15 protein-coding genes and 1 pseudogene are annotated in these 19084 nt (G+C 72.1%); 9 read left to right on the top strand and 7 right to left on the bottom strand.

Features of this window, described 5'->3' with window-relative positions; all coding sequences use genetic code 11:
• The first annotated feature begins 87 nt into the window (after nucleotides 1-87).
• From JOC24_RS28245 to JOC24_RS28235, 3 genes and pseudogenes are all read left to right on the top strand, one after another.
• Nucleotides 88-918 carry an alpha/beta fold hydrolase gene (locus JOC24_RS28245; RefSeq protein ID WP_205023239.1) on the top strand — a complete coding sequence of 277 codons (831 nt, stop codon included), beginning with the start codon at nucleotides 88-90 and terminating at the stop codon, nucleotides 916-918.
• A gap of 630 nt (nucleotides 919-1548) precedes the next feature.
• Nucleotides 1549-3129: an alkaline phosphatase D family protein gene (locus JOC24_RS28240; RefSeq protein ID WP_205023238.1), complete on the top strand. Its 1581-nt coding sequence runs from the start codon at nucleotides 1549-1551 to the stop codon at nucleotides 3127-3129.
• A 96-nt stretch (nucleotides 3130-3225) separates the two neighbouring features.
• A pseudogene (locus JOC24_RS28235) lies at nucleotides 3226-4608 on the top strand (GNAT family N-acetyltransferase); the annotation flags it as partial.
• On the opposite strand, the gene JOC24_RS28230 reads toward JOC24_RS28235, so the two are convergent.
• On the bottom strand, nucleotides 4547-5848 hold the full coding sequence (locus JOC24_RS28230) for a trans-sulfuration enzyme family protein (protein WP_205023237.1): 1302 nt from the start codon (nucleotides 5846-5848) through the stop codon (nucleotides 4547-4549). The pseudogene JOC24_RS28235 and the gene JOC24_RS28230 sit on opposite strands and share 62 nt — an antisense overlap.
• Nucleotides 5849-5907: 59 nt before the next feature.
• On the opposite strand from JOC24_RS28230, the gene JOC24_RS28225 reads away from it, so the two are divergent.
• The 3 genes from JOC24_RS28225 to JOC24_RS28215 all read left to right on the top strand — a co-directional run bounded on the left by JOC24_RS28225 (nucleotide 5908) and on the right by JOC24_RS28215 (nucleotide 9163).
• Nucleotides 5908-6438, top strand: a complete 531-nt coding sequence (locus JOC24_RS28225) for an Lrp/AsnC family transcriptional regulator (RefSeq protein WP_205023236.1) — start codon at nucleotides 5908-5910, stop codon at nucleotides 6436-6438.
• Between the two features lie 68 nt (nucleotides 6439-6506).
• Entirely contained in the window at nucleotides 6507-8192 is a 1686-nt protein-coding gene (locus tag JOC24_RS28220) for a DUF885 domain-containing protein (RefSeq protein ID WP_205023235.1), read from the top strand.
• 101 nt (nucleotides 8193-8293) lie between these two features.
• Nucleotides 8294-9163: an ATP-grasp domain-containing protein gene (locus JOC24_RS28215; RefSeq protein ID WP_205023234.1), complete on the top strand. Its 870-nt coding sequence runs from the start codon at nucleotides 8294-8296 to the stop codon at nucleotides 9161-9163.
• 244 nt (nucleotides 9164-9407) lie between these two features.
• Here the strand turns inward: JOC24_RS28215 and JOC24_RS28210 are convergent, their stop codons facing one another.
• From JOC24_RS28210 to JOC24_RS28200, 3 genes are all read right to left on the bottom strand, one after another.
• Entirely contained in the window at nucleotides 9408-12461 is a 3054-nt protein-coding gene (locus JOC24_RS28210) for an AAA family ATPase (protein WP_205023233.1), read from the bottom strand.
• Entirely contained in the window at nucleotides 12458-13624 is a 1167-nt protein-coding gene (locus JOC24_RS28205) for an exonuclease SbcCD subunit D (RefSeq protein WP_205023232.1), read from the bottom strand. The genes JOC24_RS28210 and JOC24_RS28205 overlap by 4 nt, the downstream gene beginning before the upstream one ends.
• A 133-nt stretch (nucleotides 13625-13757) precedes the next feature.
• Nucleotides 13758-14393: a YigZ family protein gene (locus JOC24_RS28200; protein ID WP_205023231.1), complete on the bottom strand. Its 636-nt coding sequence runs from the start codon at nucleotides 14391-14393 to the stop codon at nucleotides 13758-13760.
• Between the two features lie 83 nt (nucleotides 14394-14476).
• Between JOC24_RS28200 and JOC24_RS28195 the strand changes: the two genes are divergently transcribed.
• Together JOC24_RS28195 and JOC24_RS28190 are read left to right on the top strand one after the other, a co-directional pair.
• Nucleotides 14477-14893 (top strand): CoA-binding protein, encoded by a 417-nt coding sequence (locus tag JOC24_RS28195; RefSeq protein ID WP_205023230.1) that lies wholly within the window; start codon nucleotides 14477-14479, stop codon nucleotides 14891-14893.
• A 108-nt stretch (nucleotides 14894-15001) separates the two neighbouring features.
• The gene (locus tag JOC24_RS28190) at nucleotides 15002-15850 is read left to right on the top strand and encodes an AAC(3) family N-acetyltransferase (protein WP_205023229.1); all 849 of its coding nucleotides are present in this window, start codon (nucleotides 15002-15004) and stop codon (nucleotides 15848-15850) included.
• A 110-nt stretch (nucleotides 15851-15960) separates the two neighbouring features.
• Here the strand turns inward: JOC24_RS28190 and JOC24_RS28185 are convergent, their stop codons facing one another.
• Together JOC24_RS28185 and JOC24_RS28180 are read right to left on the bottom strand one after the other, a co-directional pair.
• Nucleotides 15961-16545 (bottom strand): helix-turn-helix domain-containing protein, encoded by a 585-nt coding sequence (locus tag JOC24_RS28185; RefSeq protein ID WP_205023228.1) that lies wholly within the window; start codon nucleotides 16543-16545, stop codon nucleotides 15961-15963.
• Between the two features lie 320 nt (nucleotides 16546-16865).
• The gene (locus JOC24_RS28180; RefSeq protein WP_374104537.1) at nucleotides 16866-17618 is read right to left on the bottom strand and encodes an acyltransferase; all 753 of its coding nucleotides are present in this window, start codon (nucleotides 17616-17618) and stop codon (nucleotides 16866-16868) included.
• A gap of 147 nt (nucleotides 17619-17765) precedes the next feature.
• Between JOC24_RS28180 and JOC24_RS28175 the strand changes: the two genes are divergently transcribed.
• The gene (locus tag JOC24_RS28175; RefSeq protein WP_205023227.1) at nucleotides 17766-18299 is read left to right on the top strand and encodes a gamma carbonic anhydrase family protein; all 534 of its coding nucleotides are present in this window, start codon (nucleotides 17766-17768) and stop codon (nucleotides 18297-18299) included.
• A 96-nt stretch (nucleotides 18300-18395) separates the two neighbouring features.
• On the opposite strand, the gene JOC24_RS28170 is transcribed toward JOC24_RS28175, so the two are convergent.
• Nucleotides 18396-19058, bottom strand: coding sequence for a DedA family protein (locus JOC24_RS28170; RefSeq protein ID WP_205023226.1), 663 nt, complete (start codon nucleotides 19056-19058; stop codon nucleotides 18396-18398).
• Nucleotides 19059-19084 lie beyond the last annotated feature (26 nt).

Raw genomic sequence — 19084 nt, 5'->3', positions numbered from 1 at the left:
AACTGGAAGCTACCCGACGGTAATCATTGTTGACGAGTCGTCTCATTCTCGTCCTCCCAGCCCGGCGGTTCCGTCCCGAGGAGCAGTATGGCCACCACGGTCTCGTTCGCAGTCGACTCTCCCGCCGGCCGTCGCACGGCAGAGGTGGCGTACGAACGGACGGGCTCGGGTGCGCCGTTGGTGCTGCTGCACGGAATCGGTCATCACCGCCAGGCGTGGGATCCGGTCCTTCGCATCCTGGCAGCCGAGCGGGACGTCATAGCTCTGGACCTGCCCGGATTCGGCGCCTCACCCGCGCTGCCTCAGGGGCTTTCGCACGACCTGCGGACGATGGTCCCCCTGCTCGGTTCGCTCTTCGACGCAATCGGCGTGGAGCGTCCCCATGTCGCCGGGAACAGCCTGGGGGGTCTTCTGGCGCTGGAGTTGGGCCGCGAGAAGCTGGTGCGTTCGGTGACGGCCTTCTCCCCCGCGGGTTTCCGGACGCGGAGCGAGCGCCGTTACGCCTTCGGAGTGCTGCGGGCGATGCGCGGAGCGGCCCTCTCGATGCCGATGCCGCTGATCGAGGGGCTCTCGAGGAGCTCGCCCGGCCGCACAGTGCTGACCAGCACCATCTACGCCCGGCCCGGACGCCGTTCACCCGACGCGGTGGTGTCGGAGACCGTCGCCCTGCGCGAAGCGACCGGGTTCCGGCAGACCCTCGAGGCCGGCCTGACCGTCGCCTTCACCGATGACGTGCCGGACCTCCCCGTCAGCATCGCCTGGGGCGACAAGGACCGCCTGCTCCTGCGTCGGCAGGGAGGGAGGGCCAAGCACGTGGTTCCGGGGGCACGGCTCGTCCGCCTCCCGGGTTGCGGCCACGTCCCGATGAACGACGATCCCGCCGCCGTCGCGCGGGTCATCCTCGACACGAGCCGCTGACACGCGGGCGCCGCCTCGCCCCGGACCGCCCGAGCCCGGCGCCGTCCAAGGACCCACCAACCGTCCCGTCCACGAACGGCAGTCGCGCCACTGACCGGCGCGCGCACCGGGATCTCCGCGGCGCCCTGACGACCACTCCGGCCGGACACTTCGCGGCGACCGGGGTCAGCGGGACCGCCCCGGTTCCGCACGTCGTCGCCCGAAGGTCTGAACGGTACGTGCCGCGGGCACGGGTCAGCGCGGCGACGCCGCTATCGCACTTCGTCCGCTGAACCACCGCCCGGCGGGCGACTCCGGTAACGGCTCGGTCCGTCCGGTCCCCGGTCGCGCGCAACCGGCACCCCGCGCGCAGGGGGTACGCCTGCCGGCAGAGTCGGTCCGCGGGAGACCTGCCGACCGCGGCCCGGCGGTCCGGTGCACGTGCGAATGCGGATCGAGGTGGTGCGGTCGTGGCCACCCGTCACAGGCTGTGCCGAGAGTGGATGCCTCTCGTGGCCTCGGGGGGTGGGCCGACCGGTTGTTCATCTGCGGTTGGCGTGCCCGCCTCCGCCGGGGACTAGGTATGGGTCCGCACCCAGCTCCGTACCACCCCGCTGTCCCGGCAGCCCTCTCGCCCCTGGAGGCGCATCGATGTCGAACCGCCCGCTCGTCCCTGCCCCGGGCCGCCGCACCCTGCTGCGAGGCTCGCTCCTGGCCTCGGCCGCGATCGCGGTGCCCGGGGCGGTCAGCAGCGCGCCCGCCTTCGCGATGTCGGGCCGGCCGAGCGCTTCCTGGGGCGTGCAGGTCGGCGATGTGACGGCGTCGTCGGCCCTGGTGTGGGTGCGTTCGGACCGCCCCGCCCGGATGGTGGTGGAGACGTCCGCGACGGAGTCGTTCCGCCGCTCCCGCACGTGGCACGGCCCGCTGATCGGCGCCCGTACGGACTTCACCGGCACGACCCCGCTGCACGGGCTGCCGGCCGGGGAACAGATTCACTACCGCGTCACGCTGGCGGACCCGCACGATCCACGGCGTACGGGCAGGCCCGTGTACGGAACCTTCCGCACCGCTCCGGCAGGCCGCCGTGACGGGGTGCGGTTCCTCTGGTCCGGGGACATCGCGGGGCAGGGCTGGGGCATCAACCCCGATATCGGCGGCTACCGGGTGTACGACGAGATGCGCCGTCTGGACCCGGACTTCTTCCTGTGCAGCGGCGACAACATCTACGCCGACGGGGTGCTCGAGCCCAGCGTGACGCTGCCCGACGGGCGGATCTGGCGCAACATCACGACGCCCGAGAAGTCCAAGGTCGCCGAGACCCTGGACGAGTACCGCGGGAACTTCCGGTACAACCTGCTCGACGACAATCTGCGGGCGTTCAACGCGCAGGTTCCCTCCGTCGTCCAGTGGGACGACCACGAGGTACGCAACAACTGGTATCCGGGGCAGATCCTCGACGACGCCCGCTACACCGAGAAGAACGTGGACCTGCTCGCGGCGCGGTCGATGCGGGCCTTCCGCGAGTACTTCCCGGTGCCCACTCTGCAGGGGTCACCGAACCGGAGGCGCATGCACCGCGTGGTGCGGCACGGTCCCCTGCTCGATGTGTTCGTGCTGGACATGAGGTCCTTCCGCAACGCCAACTCCCCCGGTCGGCAGCCCGACGACGCCATCGGCATCCTCGGCGCCGAGCAGTTGGGCTGGCTCAAGCGGGAGCTCTCGCAGTCGCGTGCGGTGTGGAAGGTCATCGCCGCCGACATGCCCCTGGGGCTGGTGGTCCCGGACGGGGCCACGGACTTCGAGGCGGTCGCACAGGGCGATCCGGGCGCACCGCTGGGTCGGGAGCTGCAGATCGCCGAACTGCTGCGGCACATCAAGCACCGGCGTATCACCGGCACCGTCTGGCTGACGGCGGACGTGCACTACACCTCCGCCCAGCACTACGCCCCCGAGCGCGCGGCCTTCAAGGACTTCGCCCCCTTCTGGGAGTTCGTCTCGGGCCCTCTGGCCGCGGGCGGCTTCCCCGCCAACGCGCTGGACGGCACGTTCGGGCCGGAGCGGGTCTTCGTCAGGGCTCCCGACCGGGCGAACGTGTCCCCCATGGAGTCTCCGCAGTTCTTCGGGGAGGTCGACATCGACGGCGGGAGCGGGGAGCTGACCGTGCGCCTGCGGGCGCAGGGCGGCACGGTCCTGTTCAGCAAGGTGCTGCAGCCGGGACGCACCGGGCAGTGACACACGAAAACGTATGGAAGGCGACCGGATCCACACGTAACCCATCAGTCACAATGCGTTCGTGATCAGGCAACACCGTTCGGTCACAGTGAAGACATGACTGATGTGACATCCGCGAAGAGTGCCCGCCGTCCGCACCACTGGCGGCGGGACCTGATCGAGCTGGCCGCGCTCTTCACGGCGGTCGCCGTGGCCGACGCGATCGCCAATCTGATCGGGCACCAGCCCGACGGCCCCCATCTGCTCATCGCCTCGGCCGTGGCCCTGGTCGCCACGGCCGCGTTCCACACCTGGTGGGCACGGCGGCACAGTCACGCCCCGCCCCCGGATACCGGCGCCGCGCCGGAGATCGTCTCCGTCGGTGCCGGGGCCGACCCGGAGGAGGCCGTCGAAACGGTGCTGTGGCGCATGCGGACGACCGTGAAGGATGCCCCCGGCACCCTCGCCGCCCTCTGCATCGCCCTTGCCCGTCACCGGATCGACATCCTCACCCTGCAGACCCACCCGCTGGCCGACGGCACCGTCGACGAGTTCCTCCTGCGCGCGCCCGCGGCACTTCCCGCCCAGCAGCTCACCCGGGAGATCGCCGCCGCCGGCGGATCCGCCACCTGGATCGAGCGCGCGGACGCCCACGACCTGGTGGACACCCCCACCCGGGTACTCGGCCTCGCCACCCGCACGGCACTGGACGCGGCCGAGCTGCCTCTGGCCCTGCGTCAGCTCCTGGGCCGGTGCACCATCCACTCGCTGCCCGCCCGGTCGATCACCGGCCGGCCCACCGGGGAGAGCGCCCCGGTGGAAGGAGTCCTGGAGGACACCGTGATGCGGCTGCGCGACCCCTCGGGCGGTGTCATCACCGTCGAACGCCCTTATCTCCCCTTCACCCCGACGGAGTTCGCCCGGGCCCGTGCCCTGGTCGAGCTCGACGCACGGCTCGGCCCGCGCGTGCCGAGCAGTGAGGACGTCCTCACCCTGCCCGAGGGCAACGAGATCACCGTGCGCCGTGCCGACGGCGGTGACCTCGACGCCGCCCTCGCCATGCACGGCCGCTGCTCCGAACGCACCCTCGGCCTGCGCTACCACGGTCCGGTCCGTGACGCCGACCGCTATCTGGACCACCTGCTGAGTCCCCGCTTCGGCCGTACGCTCGCCGTGCAGACGGCCTCCGGCCGACTGGTGGCACTCGGCCACCTGCTCTGGGACGGGGACGAGACCGAGGTCGCCCTCCTCGTCGAGGACGACTGGCAGCGCCGCGGAATCGGCGCCGAACTCCTCGGCCGTCTGGTGGGTCTGGCCGTCGAGGCCGGCTGCGAGAGCGTGTACGCGGTGACGCAGGCCCACAACACGGGCATGGTCGCCGCCATGCGGGCACTCGCGCTGCCTCTCGACTACCAGATCGAGGAAGGCACCCTGGTCATCACCGCACGGCTGGCCGCGGCTCCTGCTCAACGGTTCGACCGGCCGTCGACGGAGCAGGCGCCGGGACCGACGACGGAGCCGGTGACCCGCTCGGAAGTACCCTCGACGCCGCGGCCGCTTCCCCGGACCGAGCCGGCGGATCAGCGCTGAGCGCCTGACACAGGTCCGCCCAGATGTCCTCGACGTCCTCCAGACCGACCGACATGCGCAGCAGCCGGTCGCCGACACCGGCGGCTCTCCGGTCTCCCTCACCCACGATGCGGTGGCTGATGGAGGCCGGATGCTGGATGAGCGTGTCCACGCTGCCGAGGCTCACGGCGGGCGTGATCAGCCGGACTCCCGCGATGATCCTGTGGGGGTCCCCGAACACCTCGAAGGACACCATCGCGCCGCCCACCTCCGGGTAGTGCACCCGTGCGACGCGGGGGTCGGCCGAGAGTCTGCGGGCCAGTTCCGCAGCCGCGGCCGACGCCGCCCGCACCCGTACGGGCAGCGTGGAGAGGCCGCGGAGCAGCAGATAGCCGGCCAGGGGATGCAGCACACCCCCGGTGGCGAACCGCACCTGCCGCAGGGTGCCGGCGAACTCCTCGTCACAGGCGACGACGCCGCCCATCACGTCGCCGTGGCCACCGAGGTATTTGGTGGCGCTGTGCAGCACGATCCGGGCGCCGAGCTCCAGGGGCCGCTGCAGCACGGGCGTGGCGAACGTGTTGTCCACCAGGAGCGGCACGGAGCCGCAGGAGTGTGCCACGGCCCGGATGTCGATCTCGGTGAGCGTCGGGTTCGCGGGCGTCTCGACCATCACCAGACCGGTGTCCGGCCGGATCGCCTCGGCGATGCCGGCCGGATCAGTCCAGGTCACCTCTGTGCCCAGCAGCCCGGCGCCCAGGAGATGGTCGCTGCAGCCGTAGAGCGGCCGCACCGCGACCACATGGCGCAGCCCGATGCTCGCGCGGGCCAGCAGGACGGCGGTGAGCGCCGCCATGCCGCTGGCGAAGGCGACCGAGCTCCCCGCGCCTTCCAGCCGGGCCAGCGCGGTCTCGAAGCGTGCTGTCGTCGGGTTGTCCAGCCGCGCGTACACGGGCGGCCCGTCGGGCCTGGCTCCCGTGGCGGCGAAGGCGTCGATACGCGCGGCCTCGCCCAAGGAGTCGTACGAGGGATAGGTGGTGGACAGATCGATCGGTGCGGCGTGCAGGCCGAGGGAGGCGAGATCGTCGCGTCCGGCGTGCACGGCTTCGGTGGCGAGCGCCCTGGACCGGAGGGGTGGCTGGGTCGTCAGCGAGGAGGCTTCGGTGTCCATGCCACCAGACTGAACAGGCACCGGACGATGACGGGCGCAGGCCGTGCTACGTTCGCCCGATGCCCGAATCCGTCGCTCTAGATCCGGTTGATCTCCATATTCTGCGTCTCCTGCAGAACGATGCTCGGACCACGTACCGGGAGCTCGCCGCAGAAGTCGGAGTGGCCCCGTCCACATGCCTGGACCGGGTGGCGCGGCTGCGCCGGTCCGGTGTGATCCTCGGGCATCGGCTGCAGCTCGACCCCGCGAGACTCGGCCGCGGACTGGAGGCCCTCCTCCTGGTCCAGGTCCGGCCGCACCGCAGGGAGCTCATCGGCCCGTTCGTCGAACGGATCCGGGCACTGGCCGAGTCCCGGGCCCTCTTCCACCTCACCGGGCCCGACGACTATCTGGTGCATGTGGCCGTCGCCGACCCGACTGATCTGCAGCGCCTCGTGCTGGACGAATTCACCTCGCGCCGCGAGGTGGCACGCGTGGAGACCCGGCTGATCTTCCAACAGTGGGAGTGCGGCCCGCTGATGCCGCCCACGCCCGGCAGGCGTAACCCGGCCGAGGCCCCGGAGACGCGCCCGGGGCCCCCCGCACCCTGAAGGATCTCCATCCGGCCGAAGTCCGGTTCCCCGTGACGCGAAGGCCCTCGTCGTACGAGGATGTCGGCATGCCAGACACATCGAGCAGCGCACTGCCGCGCCAGGTCGCCGACGCCTACGTCGACGCGTACATCGAACTCGACCCGATCACCGGTACCTATCTCGGTGTAGCGGAAAGCTCCCGCAGGCTGCCCGATTTCTCGCCGGCGGGTCAGGCCGCCATGGCCGCGCTCATCCGGAGCACCCTCGTGGAGCTCGACGCCGCCGAGGGGGTGCCGGGCGCGGACTCCGACGAGGAGCGGCGGTGCACGCGACTGCTGCGCGAACGCCTGACGGCCGAACTCGCCGTCCACGAGGCCGAGGAGGGACTGCGGGCCGTCTCCAACATCCGCTCCCCGGCGCACAGTCTCCGTGACGTGTTCTCCGCGACACCGACGGCGACGGACGAGGACTGGGCCGCGATCGTGGACCGCCTTCGTGCGGTTCCGGCGGCGCTCGAGGGCTATCGTGCCTCGCTCGCGCTCGGTCTGGAGCGCAAGCTCTACGGCGGACCGCGCCCGGCTGCGACGTTCATCGGCCAGCTGGGGACCTGGGCGGGGGAGGAAGGTCCGGGCTTCTTCCAGGAGTTCGTGGCCGAGGGGCCCGGATCACTGCGCGGGGAACTGGACGAGGCGGCAGGTCTGGCCGCCGGGTCCCTGGTCTCGTTGCGGGACTGGATGCGGGACGTGTACGCCCCGGCGATCGAGGGCGCGCCCGACACCGTCGGGCGGGAGCGTTACGCGCGCTGGTCACGCCGGTTCAACGGCACGGATCTGGATCTCGACGAGGCGTACGCGTACGGCTGGTCCGAGTACCGCCGGCTGCTGGCCGAGATGCAGACCGAGGCGGACAAGGTCCTCCCGGGCGCAGGCCCTTGGGAGGCACTCGCCCACCTCGATGTGCACGGCGAGCACATCGAGGGCGTGGACGAGGTCCGCGTCTGGCTCCAGAGCCTGATGGACGAGGCCATCGAGGCGCTCGACGGCACACATTTCGAACTCGCCGAGCGGGTGCGGAAGGTGGAGTCCCGGATCGCTCCGGCGGGGGGCGCGGCAGCGCCTTACTACACCGGGCCGTCGGAGGACTTCTCGCGACCCGGCCGTACCTGGCTCCCCACCATGGGAGAGACCCGCTTCCCCGTCTACGACCTGGTGTCGACCTGGTACCACGAGGGCGTACCCGGCCATCACCTGCAGATCGCTCAGTGGAAGCACGTCTCCGACAGCCTCTCGCGCTACCAGGCGTCGCTCGGTCAGGTGAGCGCCAACGCCGAGGGCTGGGCACTGTACGCGGAACGTCTCATGGACGAACTGGGCTTCCTGCCGGACGCGGAGCGCCGTCTCGGCTATCTGGACGCGCAGATGATGCGAGCCTGCCGGGTCATCGTCGACATCGGCATGCATCTGGGACTGGAGATCCCCGCGGACTCTCCGTTCCATCCGGGTGACCGGTGGACACCGGCACTGGCCGAGGAGTTCTTCGGCCGTCACAGTGGCCGCCCCGCCGACTTCGTGGAGAGCGAGCTGACCCGCTACCTGTCGATGCCGGGGCAGGCCATCGGCTACAAGCTGGGCGAGCGTGCCTGGCTGCTGGGCAGGGAGAACGCGCGGAAGGCCCACGGCGACGCGTTCGACCTCAAGGCCTGGCACATGGCCGCCCTTTCCCAGGGGTCACTGGGCCTGGACGACCTGGTCGACGAGCTGTCCAGGCTCTGACCCGGGCGGGCCGGTGCGCGCCGCAGCGCTCCGGCCCGGGCATGCCCCCGCTGCCCCCTGTCCCCCTGTCCCCTGCCGACGATCCGAAGGACGGCTTCCGTATGTCCGTGCGAGGCTTGCTGTTCTGCTGCGATCCCCTGCGCACGCGGTACCCCGACGCCGGATTCGCGCACGAGGCCGCTGCGGCCAGGCGGGCCGGGGCCCAGGTCGCCCTGGTCGACCATGACGCGTTGCTCGCCGGGGACCCGGAGGCCGCCGTCGGCCGGGTGCGCCGGGACTCGGGGCCCTACTGGTACCGGGGCTGGATGGTTCCCTCCGCCCGCTACGCGGAACTGGAGCGCGCTCTCGCCGCACGCGGCTGTTCGCTGCTCACCGACGCGTCCGCCTACCGCGCCGCTCATGAACTCCCGGGTTGGTACGAGGCGTTCGCCGGACTCACCCCGCGCAGCGTATGGCGTGCCCTGTCCGCGGGAGAGGTGCTGCCGGATCCCTCGGTCTGGGCGGACCTCGCAGGAACGCTCGGTTCCGGTCCCGGAATCGTCAAGGACTACGTGAAGTCCCGCAAGCACGAATGGCATGAGGCGTGCTTCGTGCCGGACCTGGGGGACGGGGTCCGGCTCGCCACCGTCGTGGGCCGACTCGTCGAGCTGCAGGGAGACTTCCTGGCCGGCGGAGTGGTGCTGCGCGCTTTCGAGCCGTTCGTGCCCGGCGGTGAGGCCCGGGTGTGGTGGGTCGACGGCGAGGCCGTGCGGGTGACAGCTCATCCGGACACGCCCGGCCGACTGCCGGCTCCCTGCCTCGACGCCGTCCGCGAGGCGGTGCGCACGCTCGGCTGCCGGTGGGTGAGCACCGACATGGCACTGCGTGAGGACGGGGCGTGGCGGGTGGTGGAGGTCGGTGACGGTCAGGTCAGCGGCCTGCCCGCCGGCGACGACGGCGAAAGCCTGTTCAGCGCGCTCCTGAGGTCCTGAGCCCGCCGTGGTCTCGCGTTTCCCGGCGTCCCGGGATGCCCGGGGCCATGCGTCCGTGGGCCGCCGGTACAGCAACGGACACGACGCCGCGGATCGTTGAGGACCAGCATGTGGTCCGGGAGGACTGCTCAGTCCCGAAGGTGCACGCCAGGTCGATGACTCGCCTGGAGGAGGTGACGGGCAGGACCGGCCCGGCTCCGTGCCCACCGGCGTCGTCCGCTCCTCGCCCCTCCCCGTCGCGCGGTCAGCCGCTGAGCGTCCCGGCCGCCCGGTGGACGACCGCCGATCCCTGCCGTTCCTTCACGACCTCCAGCTGAGCCGGGATACGGCGGCGCAGGTCGGCCACGTGGCTGACGATCCCGACGCTCCGGTCGCGCTCGCGCAGCGAGTCCAGGACGTCGAGCACCTCGTCCAGGGTCTGGTCGTCCAGGCTGCCGAAGCCCTCGTCGATGAAGAGCGTGTCCAGACGTACGCCGCCCGCCTCGTCCGTCACCACGTCGGCCAGGCCCAGCGCCAGTGCGAGCGAGGCGAAGAACGTCTCCCCTCCGGACAGCGTAGCCGTGTCGCGCTCCCGGCCCGTCCAGGAGTCGACGACGTGCAGGCCGAGACCGGCCCTGCGTCCACCGCTGCGTTCGTCGGAGTGGACCAGGGTGTAGCGGCCGGAAGACATCCGCTGGAGGCGGGCCGTGGCCGCGGCGGCAACCTGTTCGAGGCGGGCCGCCAGCACGTACGCCTCCAGCCGCATCTTTCGCTCGTTGTCCGCGGAGGTGCCCGCTGTCAGCCCGGCGAGACGGGCCACCCTCTCGTACTCCTGGCGAAGTGGCCCGAGGGCGCGCACCTCGTCCTCGGCGAGGCGCGAGAGCCGGCCGAGCTCCGTGCCGCGCTCCTGCGCGGCGGCGTGTGCGGCGGCGCCGTCGCGCAACGCCTCGACGGACAGGTCGTACGCCGCCTGTGCCGCGTCCGGCTCCGCGGCCGGCCGGTCGGCGGCGGACCGCGCGTCCTCCTCGGCGAGCCGGTCGGCGACGGTGGCGGCCTCCGTCTGCCAGGCGTCGATCCGGTGCTGCAACTCCCGCTGCGCGGTGTCGTCCAGGAGCTTCGCGGCGGCGGCCTGCGGCGTGTCGAACCCGGCCCGGAAGGCGGCGTCGGCAAGCCTCCCGTCGGCCTCCTTGAGGCGCTCGGCCGCGTCCTGCTCGGCGCGGAGCGCGTCGGCGGCGTCGGCCAGCAGCACAGCACGGCGCTCCAGCAGCGCGGCATGCTCGGCCACGGAGGCACTGGCACCCCGGGCCTTCACCAACTCGGCCTTCAGCGCCGACTGTTCGCGGTCGAGCGCTTCGCGCTGGGAGGTGCGGGCAGCGGCGCGCCGCTCCGCCTGCTGCCGGTCGTCGAGCCGGCCGGCGTGCTCGCGCTCGGCGGCGGCGAGTGCCTCCCTCGCCGCATGCGTTCCCGCGGCCACGCGGTGCGCCTCCGCGTGCTCCCGGGTCAGACGGTCGACGACCGAGCGCAGTTCGGCGACACCGGCTGCGGTCCGGTCCCTCGGTCCGGTCGCGCCTGCGTCGTCCTGCGGCTCCGCCGCCTCGGCCCGCGCCCCAGCGAGGCGTTCCCGCAGGACGCCGAGCTCGCTCTCCGCCTGTGCCCGGGCCCGGTCGGCCCGCTGGTGGGCGGCGAGCGCCGCCTCCTCCGTGGCCCGGTCCACATGGCCGTCCTCCGCGCGGGCCGGCGCCGGGTGCTCCGCCGAGCCGCACACGGTACAGGCCACACCGTCGACGAGCTGACCGGCCAGTTCCGCGGCGATACCGCGCAGCCGCTGCTCCCGGAGCGTCAGCCACCTCTCGTGTGCGTCCACAGCACGTTCGCGGGCAGCGGTGAGGGCCGCAGCCGCCGTTTCCTCCTGCGCGCCGAGGGCGTCGCGCCGGCGTGCCGCCTCCAGCCTCCTGCGGGCCGGGTCGAGCCGGCCCGCCAACTGCTCCGCGCGGGTCGCGGCGTCCTGCGCCGTCTCGATGCGGTCCCTGAGGCTCCGGTGGGCGGCGTCCCATTCGGCCAGCCACTGGGCAGCCTCGTGGATCGTGTCGTCGTCCGAACGGGACTGCCTCTCCAGACCGGCCCGCTCGGCGTCGATCTCCCCGCTGCGCCGCTCGGCACGGCGTGCGGCGTCGAGCGCACCCAGCTCCGCCCGGAGCCGTCGTTCCATGCCTGCCAGCTGTTCGGGGCCCGCTTCGGCCAGTTCGGGAGGCAGGCCGGCCCGTGACCGCTCACGCGTCGCGACAGCCGTGCGGTGGGCGCGCCCGGTCTCCTCCCGCAGCTCGAGCGCCGGGGCGACCAGGTCCGCCTTGCGCGCGCGGGTCAGCTGGTCGTGGCAGCGGTCGCGTTCGGCGCGTCGGGCCTCCAGCCCGGCGGCTCGGCGGCGGGTCTCCTCGTACCTCTGCTGGAGCCGGGCCAGTTCGCGTTCGGCCTCGAACGCCTGGCGTGCGGACGCGTTCCGGCCTTCGGCCGCCGCCAGGACGCACCGGGCGATGTCCAGCCGTTCGCGGGCTCCGCTGCGTGCGAGGGCGGCCCATTGCAGGACTCCCTCCGCGAGACCGGGTTCGCCGGGCCGCTCCTCGGGCGGTGCCTCCTCGTCCGCCGCCGGACCGGCCGCCTGCGCGATGCGCTGGGCCAGGGCGAGGATCTGCTCGTCCGCCGTCCTGACCCGGGCTTCGGCCGCCCGCCGCAGGTCGGCCAGGCGCTCCTCCACGGCCGCGAAGCGCCGGGTGTCGAAGAGCCGGCCGAGCAGCTTGCCGCGCGCCTCCGCGTCGGCGCGCAGGAACCGCGCGAAGTCGCCCTGCGGCAGCAGCACCACCTGGCAGAACTGGTCCCGGCTCATCCCGATGAGCCCGCCGATCTCCTCACCGATCTCCTGGTGGGAGCGGCTGAGCGCCTTCCAGCCGTGCTCGGGGTCGTGTTCACGCAGCAGGCTCTGCGCCTTCTCGGTCGTGAAACCACCGCCCCTCTTCTTGGGGCGGGGCTGGGCGGGTCGCCTGGTGACTTCGAGGCGGCGCCCTCCGACGGTCAGTTCCAGACACACCTCGGTCGGGCGGTCCAACGGGGCGTGGTCGCTCCGCAGTGAGGTGCCGGGGCTCTGCCGGGCACCGGGCACCGCCCCGTACAGGCCGTAGCAGACGGCGTCGAGGACGGATGTCTTGCCTGCGCCGGTGGGACCGTGCAGCAGGAATATCCCCGCGGAGGACAGTGCGTCGAAGTCGACTTCCTGAGAGGCTCCGAAGGGTCCGAAGGCGGTCAGGGTGAGTTTGTGCAGCCTCATCGGGACACCTCGTTCACTGCGTCGCCGACCCGTACGTCGTCGAAGGCGGCGCGCAGCACCGTCCGCTCCTGCGCGCTGGGGCCGCTTCCGCCGCGCACGTGGGCCACGAAGTCCTCCGCCACCTGCTGGTCGTCACGCCCCTCGAGCCGCTGGGCGTACGACGCGAGGGGATCCCCGGGAGCACGCTCGGGGTCGAAGACCAGGCTGAGGGTGTGCGGGAAACGCTCCAGCAGCCGGGCCATCGGTTCGTCCGGCCTCGCCGGGTCGGTGAGGGTCGCCTCGACCCACGAGTCCCGGTGCCGTACGAGGGCCGGGTCCTCCAGCAGCGTGTCGAGGCGTCCGCGGAGCCGTGCCAGCGGGCGTGGCACCGGGCAGTCGACGCGTTCGGCGCCGATGTCTCCGCCGGGGCCGAGGTCGATCAGCCACATCGTCTTGCGGTGCGCGTGCTCGGAGAACGAGTACGCGAGCGGGGAGCCCGAGTAACGCACCCGGTCCGTGACCTTCTGGCAGCCGTGCAGGTGGCCGAGGGCCACGTAGTCGACACCGTCGAAGACTCCCGCGGGGACGGCGGCGACACCGCCGACCGTGATGTCGCGTTCGCTGTCGCTGGGTTCGCCGCCCGCCACGAACGCATGGGCGAGCACCACGGAGCGGGTGCCGTCCGGCCGGGAGGCGAGATCGGCCCGCACCCGGCCCATGGCCGCCGTGAGGACGGCTTCGTGCCCCGCTTTCGGCGCACCGAGGCTCTCCCTGACGAGAGCCGGCTCCAGGTAGGGGAGCCCGTAGAAGGCCACCTCTCCGTGCGTGTCGTGCAGCACGACCGGAGTGGCGCACTCGCCGGGATCGGTACGCAGGTGGATCCCGGCCCGTGCGATCAGCCCGGCGCCCACTCCGAGCCTGCGGGCCGAGTCGTGGTTGCCCGAGATCATGACGGTCGGTACTCCGGCGGCGGCGAGCCGGTGCAGCGCGTCGTCGAACAGTTGGACGGCCGACAGCGGCGGCACGGCCCGGTCGTAGACGTCGCCCGCCACGACGACCACGTCCACGGCGTGCTCCCGCACCGTCTCGACGAGGTGGTCGAGGTAGGCGGCCTGGGCGTCGAGCATCGAAACGCGGTGGAGCGAGCGCCCCAGGTGCCAGTCCGAGGTGTGCAGAATCCTCACGACATCACTCCGACGTCTCCGACCTGCATGTTCCACTACCTCCGCCCCCGGGACCTGACCGGCCCGGCACCCCACCCGCCACGGTTCTCCGCGGCCGGCACGACCACGCTAATGCCGCGCGCTCCCGGATCCCTCATCCGCCTCGGACATCCCCGTACGCCTCGCCGCCCAGTTCGAGCGTCGCGGAGCCCGCGGTGGCATCGGCGAGCCAGGAGCTGAACCCGTCGACGTCGGCGTCCGGCAGACCGATCGCGATGGTCACCGCCTCCGCGTAGGTCACGTCGTGAACAGCACGGCCAGTGGCCCGCAGGTCGTTCTCCAGCTTGCCCGCCCGCTGGTGGTCCACGGTGACCGTGGCGAGGCGGTACCGGCGGCGGGTGCTCGTGCCCAGCGCGTCGAGGGCTTCACCCACGGCTCCTCCGTACGCCCGGATCAGTCCGCCCGCGCCGAGCTTGACGCCGCCGAAGTAGCGGGTGACGACGGCTACGGCGTACCGCACCTCCCGGCGCATGAGCATCTGCAGCATGGGGACGCCGGCCGTCCCGCCCGGCTCCCCGTCGTCACCGGCCCTCTGCACGGAGGCGTCGGCGCCGATGACATAGGCGAAGCAGTTGTGGTTGGCGGAGGGGTGTTCCTTGCGGACGCGCGCGATGAACTCCTGCGCCTCCTGTTCGGTGGCGGCTGGGGCCAGCGCGCAGAGGAAACGCGACCGGCTGATCTCGGTCTCGTGCACGCCCGCGCGGGCGACTGTCCGGTACTGCTCCTGCATCGGTCCACCCTATGCGCCGGTCCGTCCCGCACTCTTCACCCCTTCGTGGGGAATGGCCGGGCGGGGCCGTCCGTTGTCAGGGCATGTACGCAGACGATGAGACGGTTCGCAGGATCCTTCAGGACACGGGCGACACCTGGGCGGTGGTGGGCCTGTCCGGCAACCGCTCCCGCGCGGCCTACGGGGTGGCAGAGGTCCTCCAGCGCTTCGGCAAGAGGGTGGTGCCCGTCCACCCAAAGGCGGAGCCGGTCCACGGCGAGCAGGGATACGCCTCGCTGGCGGACATACCCTTCCCGGTCGATGTGGTGGACGTCTTCGTCAACAGCGACCTGGCGGGTGGTGTCGCGGACGACGCGGTGGCGGTCGGCGCCAAGGCGGTCTGGTTCCAGCTCGGCGTGATCGACGAGAAGGCGTACGAGCGCACGCGCGCGGCGGGTCTCGCCATGGTGATGGACCGCTGCCCGGCGATCGAGATACCACGCCTCGCCCCGCAGCGGTGACCGGCGGCACTCGCGGCCCTGCCTCATTCACCGAAGACCTCCCTGCGCGGTCCTGCCTCCCGCACGGGCCGGAAGGCGTGGTGCCGCACCGAGGCTCCGGCGGGCAGAATGTCCGCTGTGACTCAGCATCTCGCCGGTGAGCGCACCGCCACGCAGCTGTGCGATCTCGGCGTGCGTCGCGGGGGCGTCCTGCTGGTGCACGCCTCGATGCGCTCCGTGGGCGAGGACGCCGGACGCATGGCCGAAGCGCTCTGCCGGGCGCTGGGACCGGAGGGAACGCTGGCGGTCCCCACCTTCACCCCGGAGAATTCCGACACCTCGCGCTTCCACCTGGACCATGTCCGCGGTCTGAGCGACGAGGCCCGCGAGGCGGTGCTCGCGGCTATGCCCGCGTTCGACCCGGCGGTCACTCCCGCGCCCTCGATGGGCGCGCTCTCCGAGACGGTGCGTCTGACCCCGGGTGCGCTGCGCAGCGCACACCCGCAGACCTCGTTCGCCGCACTCGGGCCGGGAGCCCCGAAGCTGCTCACCGACCACCGCCAGGACTGCCACCTCGGCGAGGACTCCCCCCTCGCCCGGCTGTACGACGCCGACGCCCAGATCCTGCTGCTGGGCACGGGCTTCGACAGCTGCACCGCCTTCCACCTCGCGGAGTACCGCCTGCCGTCGCCGCCCCGCCGCCTGTACCGCTGCGTAGTGGCATCGGAAGGCGGACGGCAATGGTGGGAGTACGAGGACATCGCTCTGGACGACAGCGACTTCGCCGCGCTCGGGGACGACTTCGTCCGTACGCGCACCGGCATGGTCGGGAACGGAGCGGTAGGGACGGGCACGGTCGGCGCCGCAACCGTCGGTATCGGCCGGGTGGGCGCGGCGCGGAGTCATCTGTTCTCCCTCCGCGCAGCAGTGGACTTCGCCGCTGGATGGCTCAGGAAACATCGGGCCGGGGGCTGCTGAGGTCCGCGCCGGCCCGTTCCTCGGGTCCATCCGCCCCACCCACGGCCGGATCGGTCACGAGGGGGCGACCTGAACGCACGTCGTTCACGCCGACAGATCGCGCGGACCGCTCACTTGCCTTCCCTGCGGACCGGCGGGATCGACACAGCCATCGTCAGATCAGCGGGCTCAGGGCCGTCGTTGCGGTAGCTGTGCGGCACATGGGCTTCGAACGTCGCAGAGCTTCCGGCGGGCACCACGTGGGCCTCGCCGTCGACGACCAGGGTCAGTACGCCCGCTGTGACGTGGAGGAGCTCCACGGTCCCTTCGGGGTGCGGGTCGGAGGCGCTGCTGTCGCCGGGCATCAGATGCCAGGACCAGAGCTCGATGGGCCCCCTGGCCTCCGTACCCACCAGGAGCGTGTTCGAGCTGCCCGCCTCCGTCGACCACATGCGCACCGCCTGACTCTCGGGAACCAGCCTCACCTGGGATCCCTGCTCGTAGTCGAGCAGCGTGGTGATGCTGACGCCCAGTGCGTCGGCGAGCTTGACGGTGGTGCCGACGCTCGGGTTCGTGCGCGCCTGCTCGATCTGGATGATCATGCCGCGGCTGACACCCGCTCGGGCCGCCAGGGCGTCCAGCGTGAAGCCGCGCTCCCCTCGCCACCGCTTGAGGTTCCGCGCGAGCGACTGGGTGAGCTGATCGAGGTCAGACACGTTCCATCCAATATGAGGGATGACAGAGTCAGGACATCGCACTAAGCAGGGCGTACCCGACCGACACCGCACTGTACTGCGAACGGTCCGACGACCGCACTGTTCCCCCTGGCCACGAGCCTGCCGCGGGTTCCGGCCGATCCCGGCGGCGGACCGATGACCCGGCGCACGCCCACCCGGACAGCGGTGGCCGTGTCGCGTGGCTTCGCCGCGGCCGCCGGTGCGGTCATGATCGCGAACGATGGAGGCTGTGAGGACGGCCCGTCCCCGTCACCGTGACGAGCCACAGGACTGGGGCGAGGGGCCGGCCCCGGAGGCGGTCAGCTCCCGTCGGCCGGGTCCTCCAGCAACCGTGCCACCGCGGCCAGTTGCTCGGGCGTGACACCTTCGGGGATCGGCACCGGTGCGGGAGTGCGCAGCGGTGGCTGCCAGCCCGCCTCCGGGTCCCAGCTCCGCACCACCCGGGCAGGCGCCCCTGCCACCACGGCGTGGTCGGGGACCTCTCCCCGCACGACGGCACCCGCCGCGACCACCACGTTGCGGCCGAGCCTGGCTCCCGGGAGGATCACCGCTCCGGTACCGATCCAGCATCCGGGCCCGATCACGACCGGCTCCATGCGCGGCCACTGCTTGCCGACCGGCTCGTCGGGATCGTCGTAACTGTGGTTGGTCGAGGTGATGTAGACGTACGGACCGCAGTACGTGTCCGGGCCGATCGACACCGAGGTGTCGGCGATGACATGGCTTCCCCTGCCCAGCACCACACCGTTGCCCAGGGTCAGGATGGGTTCCGGTCCCAGGTCGAGGTCGGGCATCAGACCGGCCGTGAGCGTCACCTGCTCGCCGATGACGCAGTGGTCGCCCAGCTCGATCCAAGGCTCCCCGAACACGGTGCCCTGGGGGAACGCCAGCCGGGTCCCCGCGCCGATGCGTCCGAACCTGAGCCGCCCGGGGTGCTGCGCGGTGACGGACCCGGTCTCCTGCACCCAGGCCCAGGCGTGATGGACGGCGCGGGACATCAGCCCACGCCGCCGGACGGCCAGGGAGGGGAACACGTTCCGGATCTTCGGCACCCGCTCACGGTAGTCGGCCCGCCCGGAGGGGGCCGTGCGACGTGCTGTGATGTTCACCCCACCTGCCCGGGGCGCGGGGACCGTCCATTACGGTTCGTGCGGAGCAAGGGGCGCCGAGCGCACCACACCCCACCCGAGGAGCATGCGATGGCAGAGCGGGCATTGGTCACCGGTATCGGCGGCAAGGAGCCGGACATCGACCCGGACGCCTTCCTCGCACCGACCTCGGTCGTCGTCGGCGAGGTGTCGATGGCCGCGGGCTCCAGCGTCTGGTACCACGCCGTCCTGCGCGGCGACGGCGGCCCGATCTCCCTCGGGCCCGACAGCAACATCCAGGACAACTGCAGCGTGCACACCGACCCCGGCTTCCCGATGACGGTGGGCGCCCGGGTGTCGGTCGGTCACAACGCCGTGCTGCACGGCTGCGTCATCGAGGACGACGTCCTGGTCGGAATGGGAGCGACCGTACTCAACGGCGCACACGTCGGAGCGGGTTCGCTGATCGCCGCGCAGGCCCTCGTGCCACAGGGGATGCGGATCCCGCCGGGCTCCCTCGTCGCCGGCGTGCCCGCCAAGGTCAAGCGGGAGCTGACGGCGGAGGAGCGTGAGGGCATCGCCTTCAACGCGGCCGGTTACGTCGAGCTGGCGAAGGCCCACCGTGAGGCGCACCGGGAGAGCTGACGGTCCCGGACCCGTCGGCCCCGGAGGCAGGCCACCCGCCCACGTCGTGCGGACCCGGCCGAGCGGGCCACGCCGGGCCGGCGGACCCGTGCCGGATCAGTCGGCCGCGGGCACCGCGTCCGGCTCCGGCGCGGACACCGTGCGGTCGGCCTGCTCCGCGGCCTTCTTCGCGCGGTTCTTGAGCACCAGCATCGAGGTCACACCGATCAGCACGGCGGCCAGCAGCCCCAGCCACGAGAAGCGCTTGAGCCACGCCTCGGCAACGACCCCCACGGAGTAGATGACGGCGGTGGTGCCGCCTGCCCAGACGATTCCGCCGAGCACATTGGCGATCAGGAACTTCCAGTACGGCATGCGCAGCACACCGGCCAGCGGCCCCGCGAAGATCCGCAGCAGTGCGACGAAACGGCCGAAGAAGACCGCCCACACGCCCCACTTCGTGAACGACCTCTCCGCCAGGGCGATCTGCGGCTCCCCGAAGTGCTTGGGGAACCTCCCGCCGAGCCAGGCGAGGAGCGGGCGGCCTCCCCTGCGGCCGATGGCGTAACCGATCGAGTCCCCGATGATCGCCCCGGCCGACGCGCAGGCGCCGAGGACAACGGGGTCGATGTCGCCGTGCTGGGAGGCGAGGAGCGCCGAACTCACGAGGATGATCTCGCCGGGCAGCGGGATACCCAGACTCTCGAGTCCGATGACGACCCCCACCAGGAGGTAGATGCTGACCGCGGGGATCGTCTCGAGCCACTCCTGGACGTGCAACGCGGGTCCTTTCCCGTAAGAGATCT

Source organism: Streptomyces sp. HB132, assembly GCF_016909575.1.
GTDB lineage: Bacteria > Actinomycetota > Actinomycetes > Streptomycetales > Streptomycetaceae > Streptomyces.
This window is presented reverse-complemented; position numbering and strand designations above follow the sequence as displayed.

Coding starts and splice junctions, on each gene's coding strand:
- JOC24_RS28245 (WP_205023239.1), top strand. CDS start 88: ATGGCCACCACGGTCTCGTTCGCAGTCGACTCTCCCGCCGGCCGTCGC.
- JOC24_RS28240 (WP_205023238.1), top strand. CDS start 1,549: ATGTCGAACCGCCCGCTCGTCCCTGCCCCGGGCCGCCGCACCCTGCTG.
- JOC24_RS28230 (WP_205023237.1), bottom strand. CDS start 5,848: ATGGACACCGAAGCCTCCTCGCTGACGACCCAGCCACCCCTCCGGTCC.
- JOC24_RS28225 (WP_205023236.1), top strand. CDS start 5,908: ATGCCCGAATCCGTCGCTCTAGATCCGGTTGATCTCCATATTCTGCGT.
- JOC24_RS28220 (WP_205023235.1), top strand. CDS start 6,507: ATGCCAGACACATCGAGCAGCGCACTGCCGCGCCAGGTCGCCGACGCC.
- JOC24_RS28215 (WP_205023234.1), top strand. CDS start 8,294: ATGTCCGTGCGAGGCTTGCTGTTCTGCTGCGATCCCCTGCGCACGCGG.
- JOC24_RS28210 (WP_205023233.1), bottom strand. CDS start 12,461: ATGAGGCTGCACAAACTCACCCTGACCGCCTTCGGACCCTTCGGAGCC.
- JOC24_RS28200 (WP_205023231.1), bottom strand. CDS start 14,393: ATGCAGGAGCAGTACCGGACAGTCGCCCGCGCGGGCGTGCACGAGACC.
- JOC24_RS28195 (WP_205023230.1), top strand. CDS start 14,477: ATGTACGCAGACGATGAGACGGTTCGCAGGATCCTTCAGGACACGGGC.
- JOC24_RS28190 (WP_205023229.1), top strand. CDS start 15,002: ATGTCCGCTGTGACTCAGCATCTCGCCGGTGAGCGCACCGCCACGCAG.
- JOC24_RS28175 (WP_205023227.1), top strand. CDS start 17,766: ATGGCAGAGCGGGCATTGGTCACCGGTATCGGCGGCAAGGAGCCGGAC.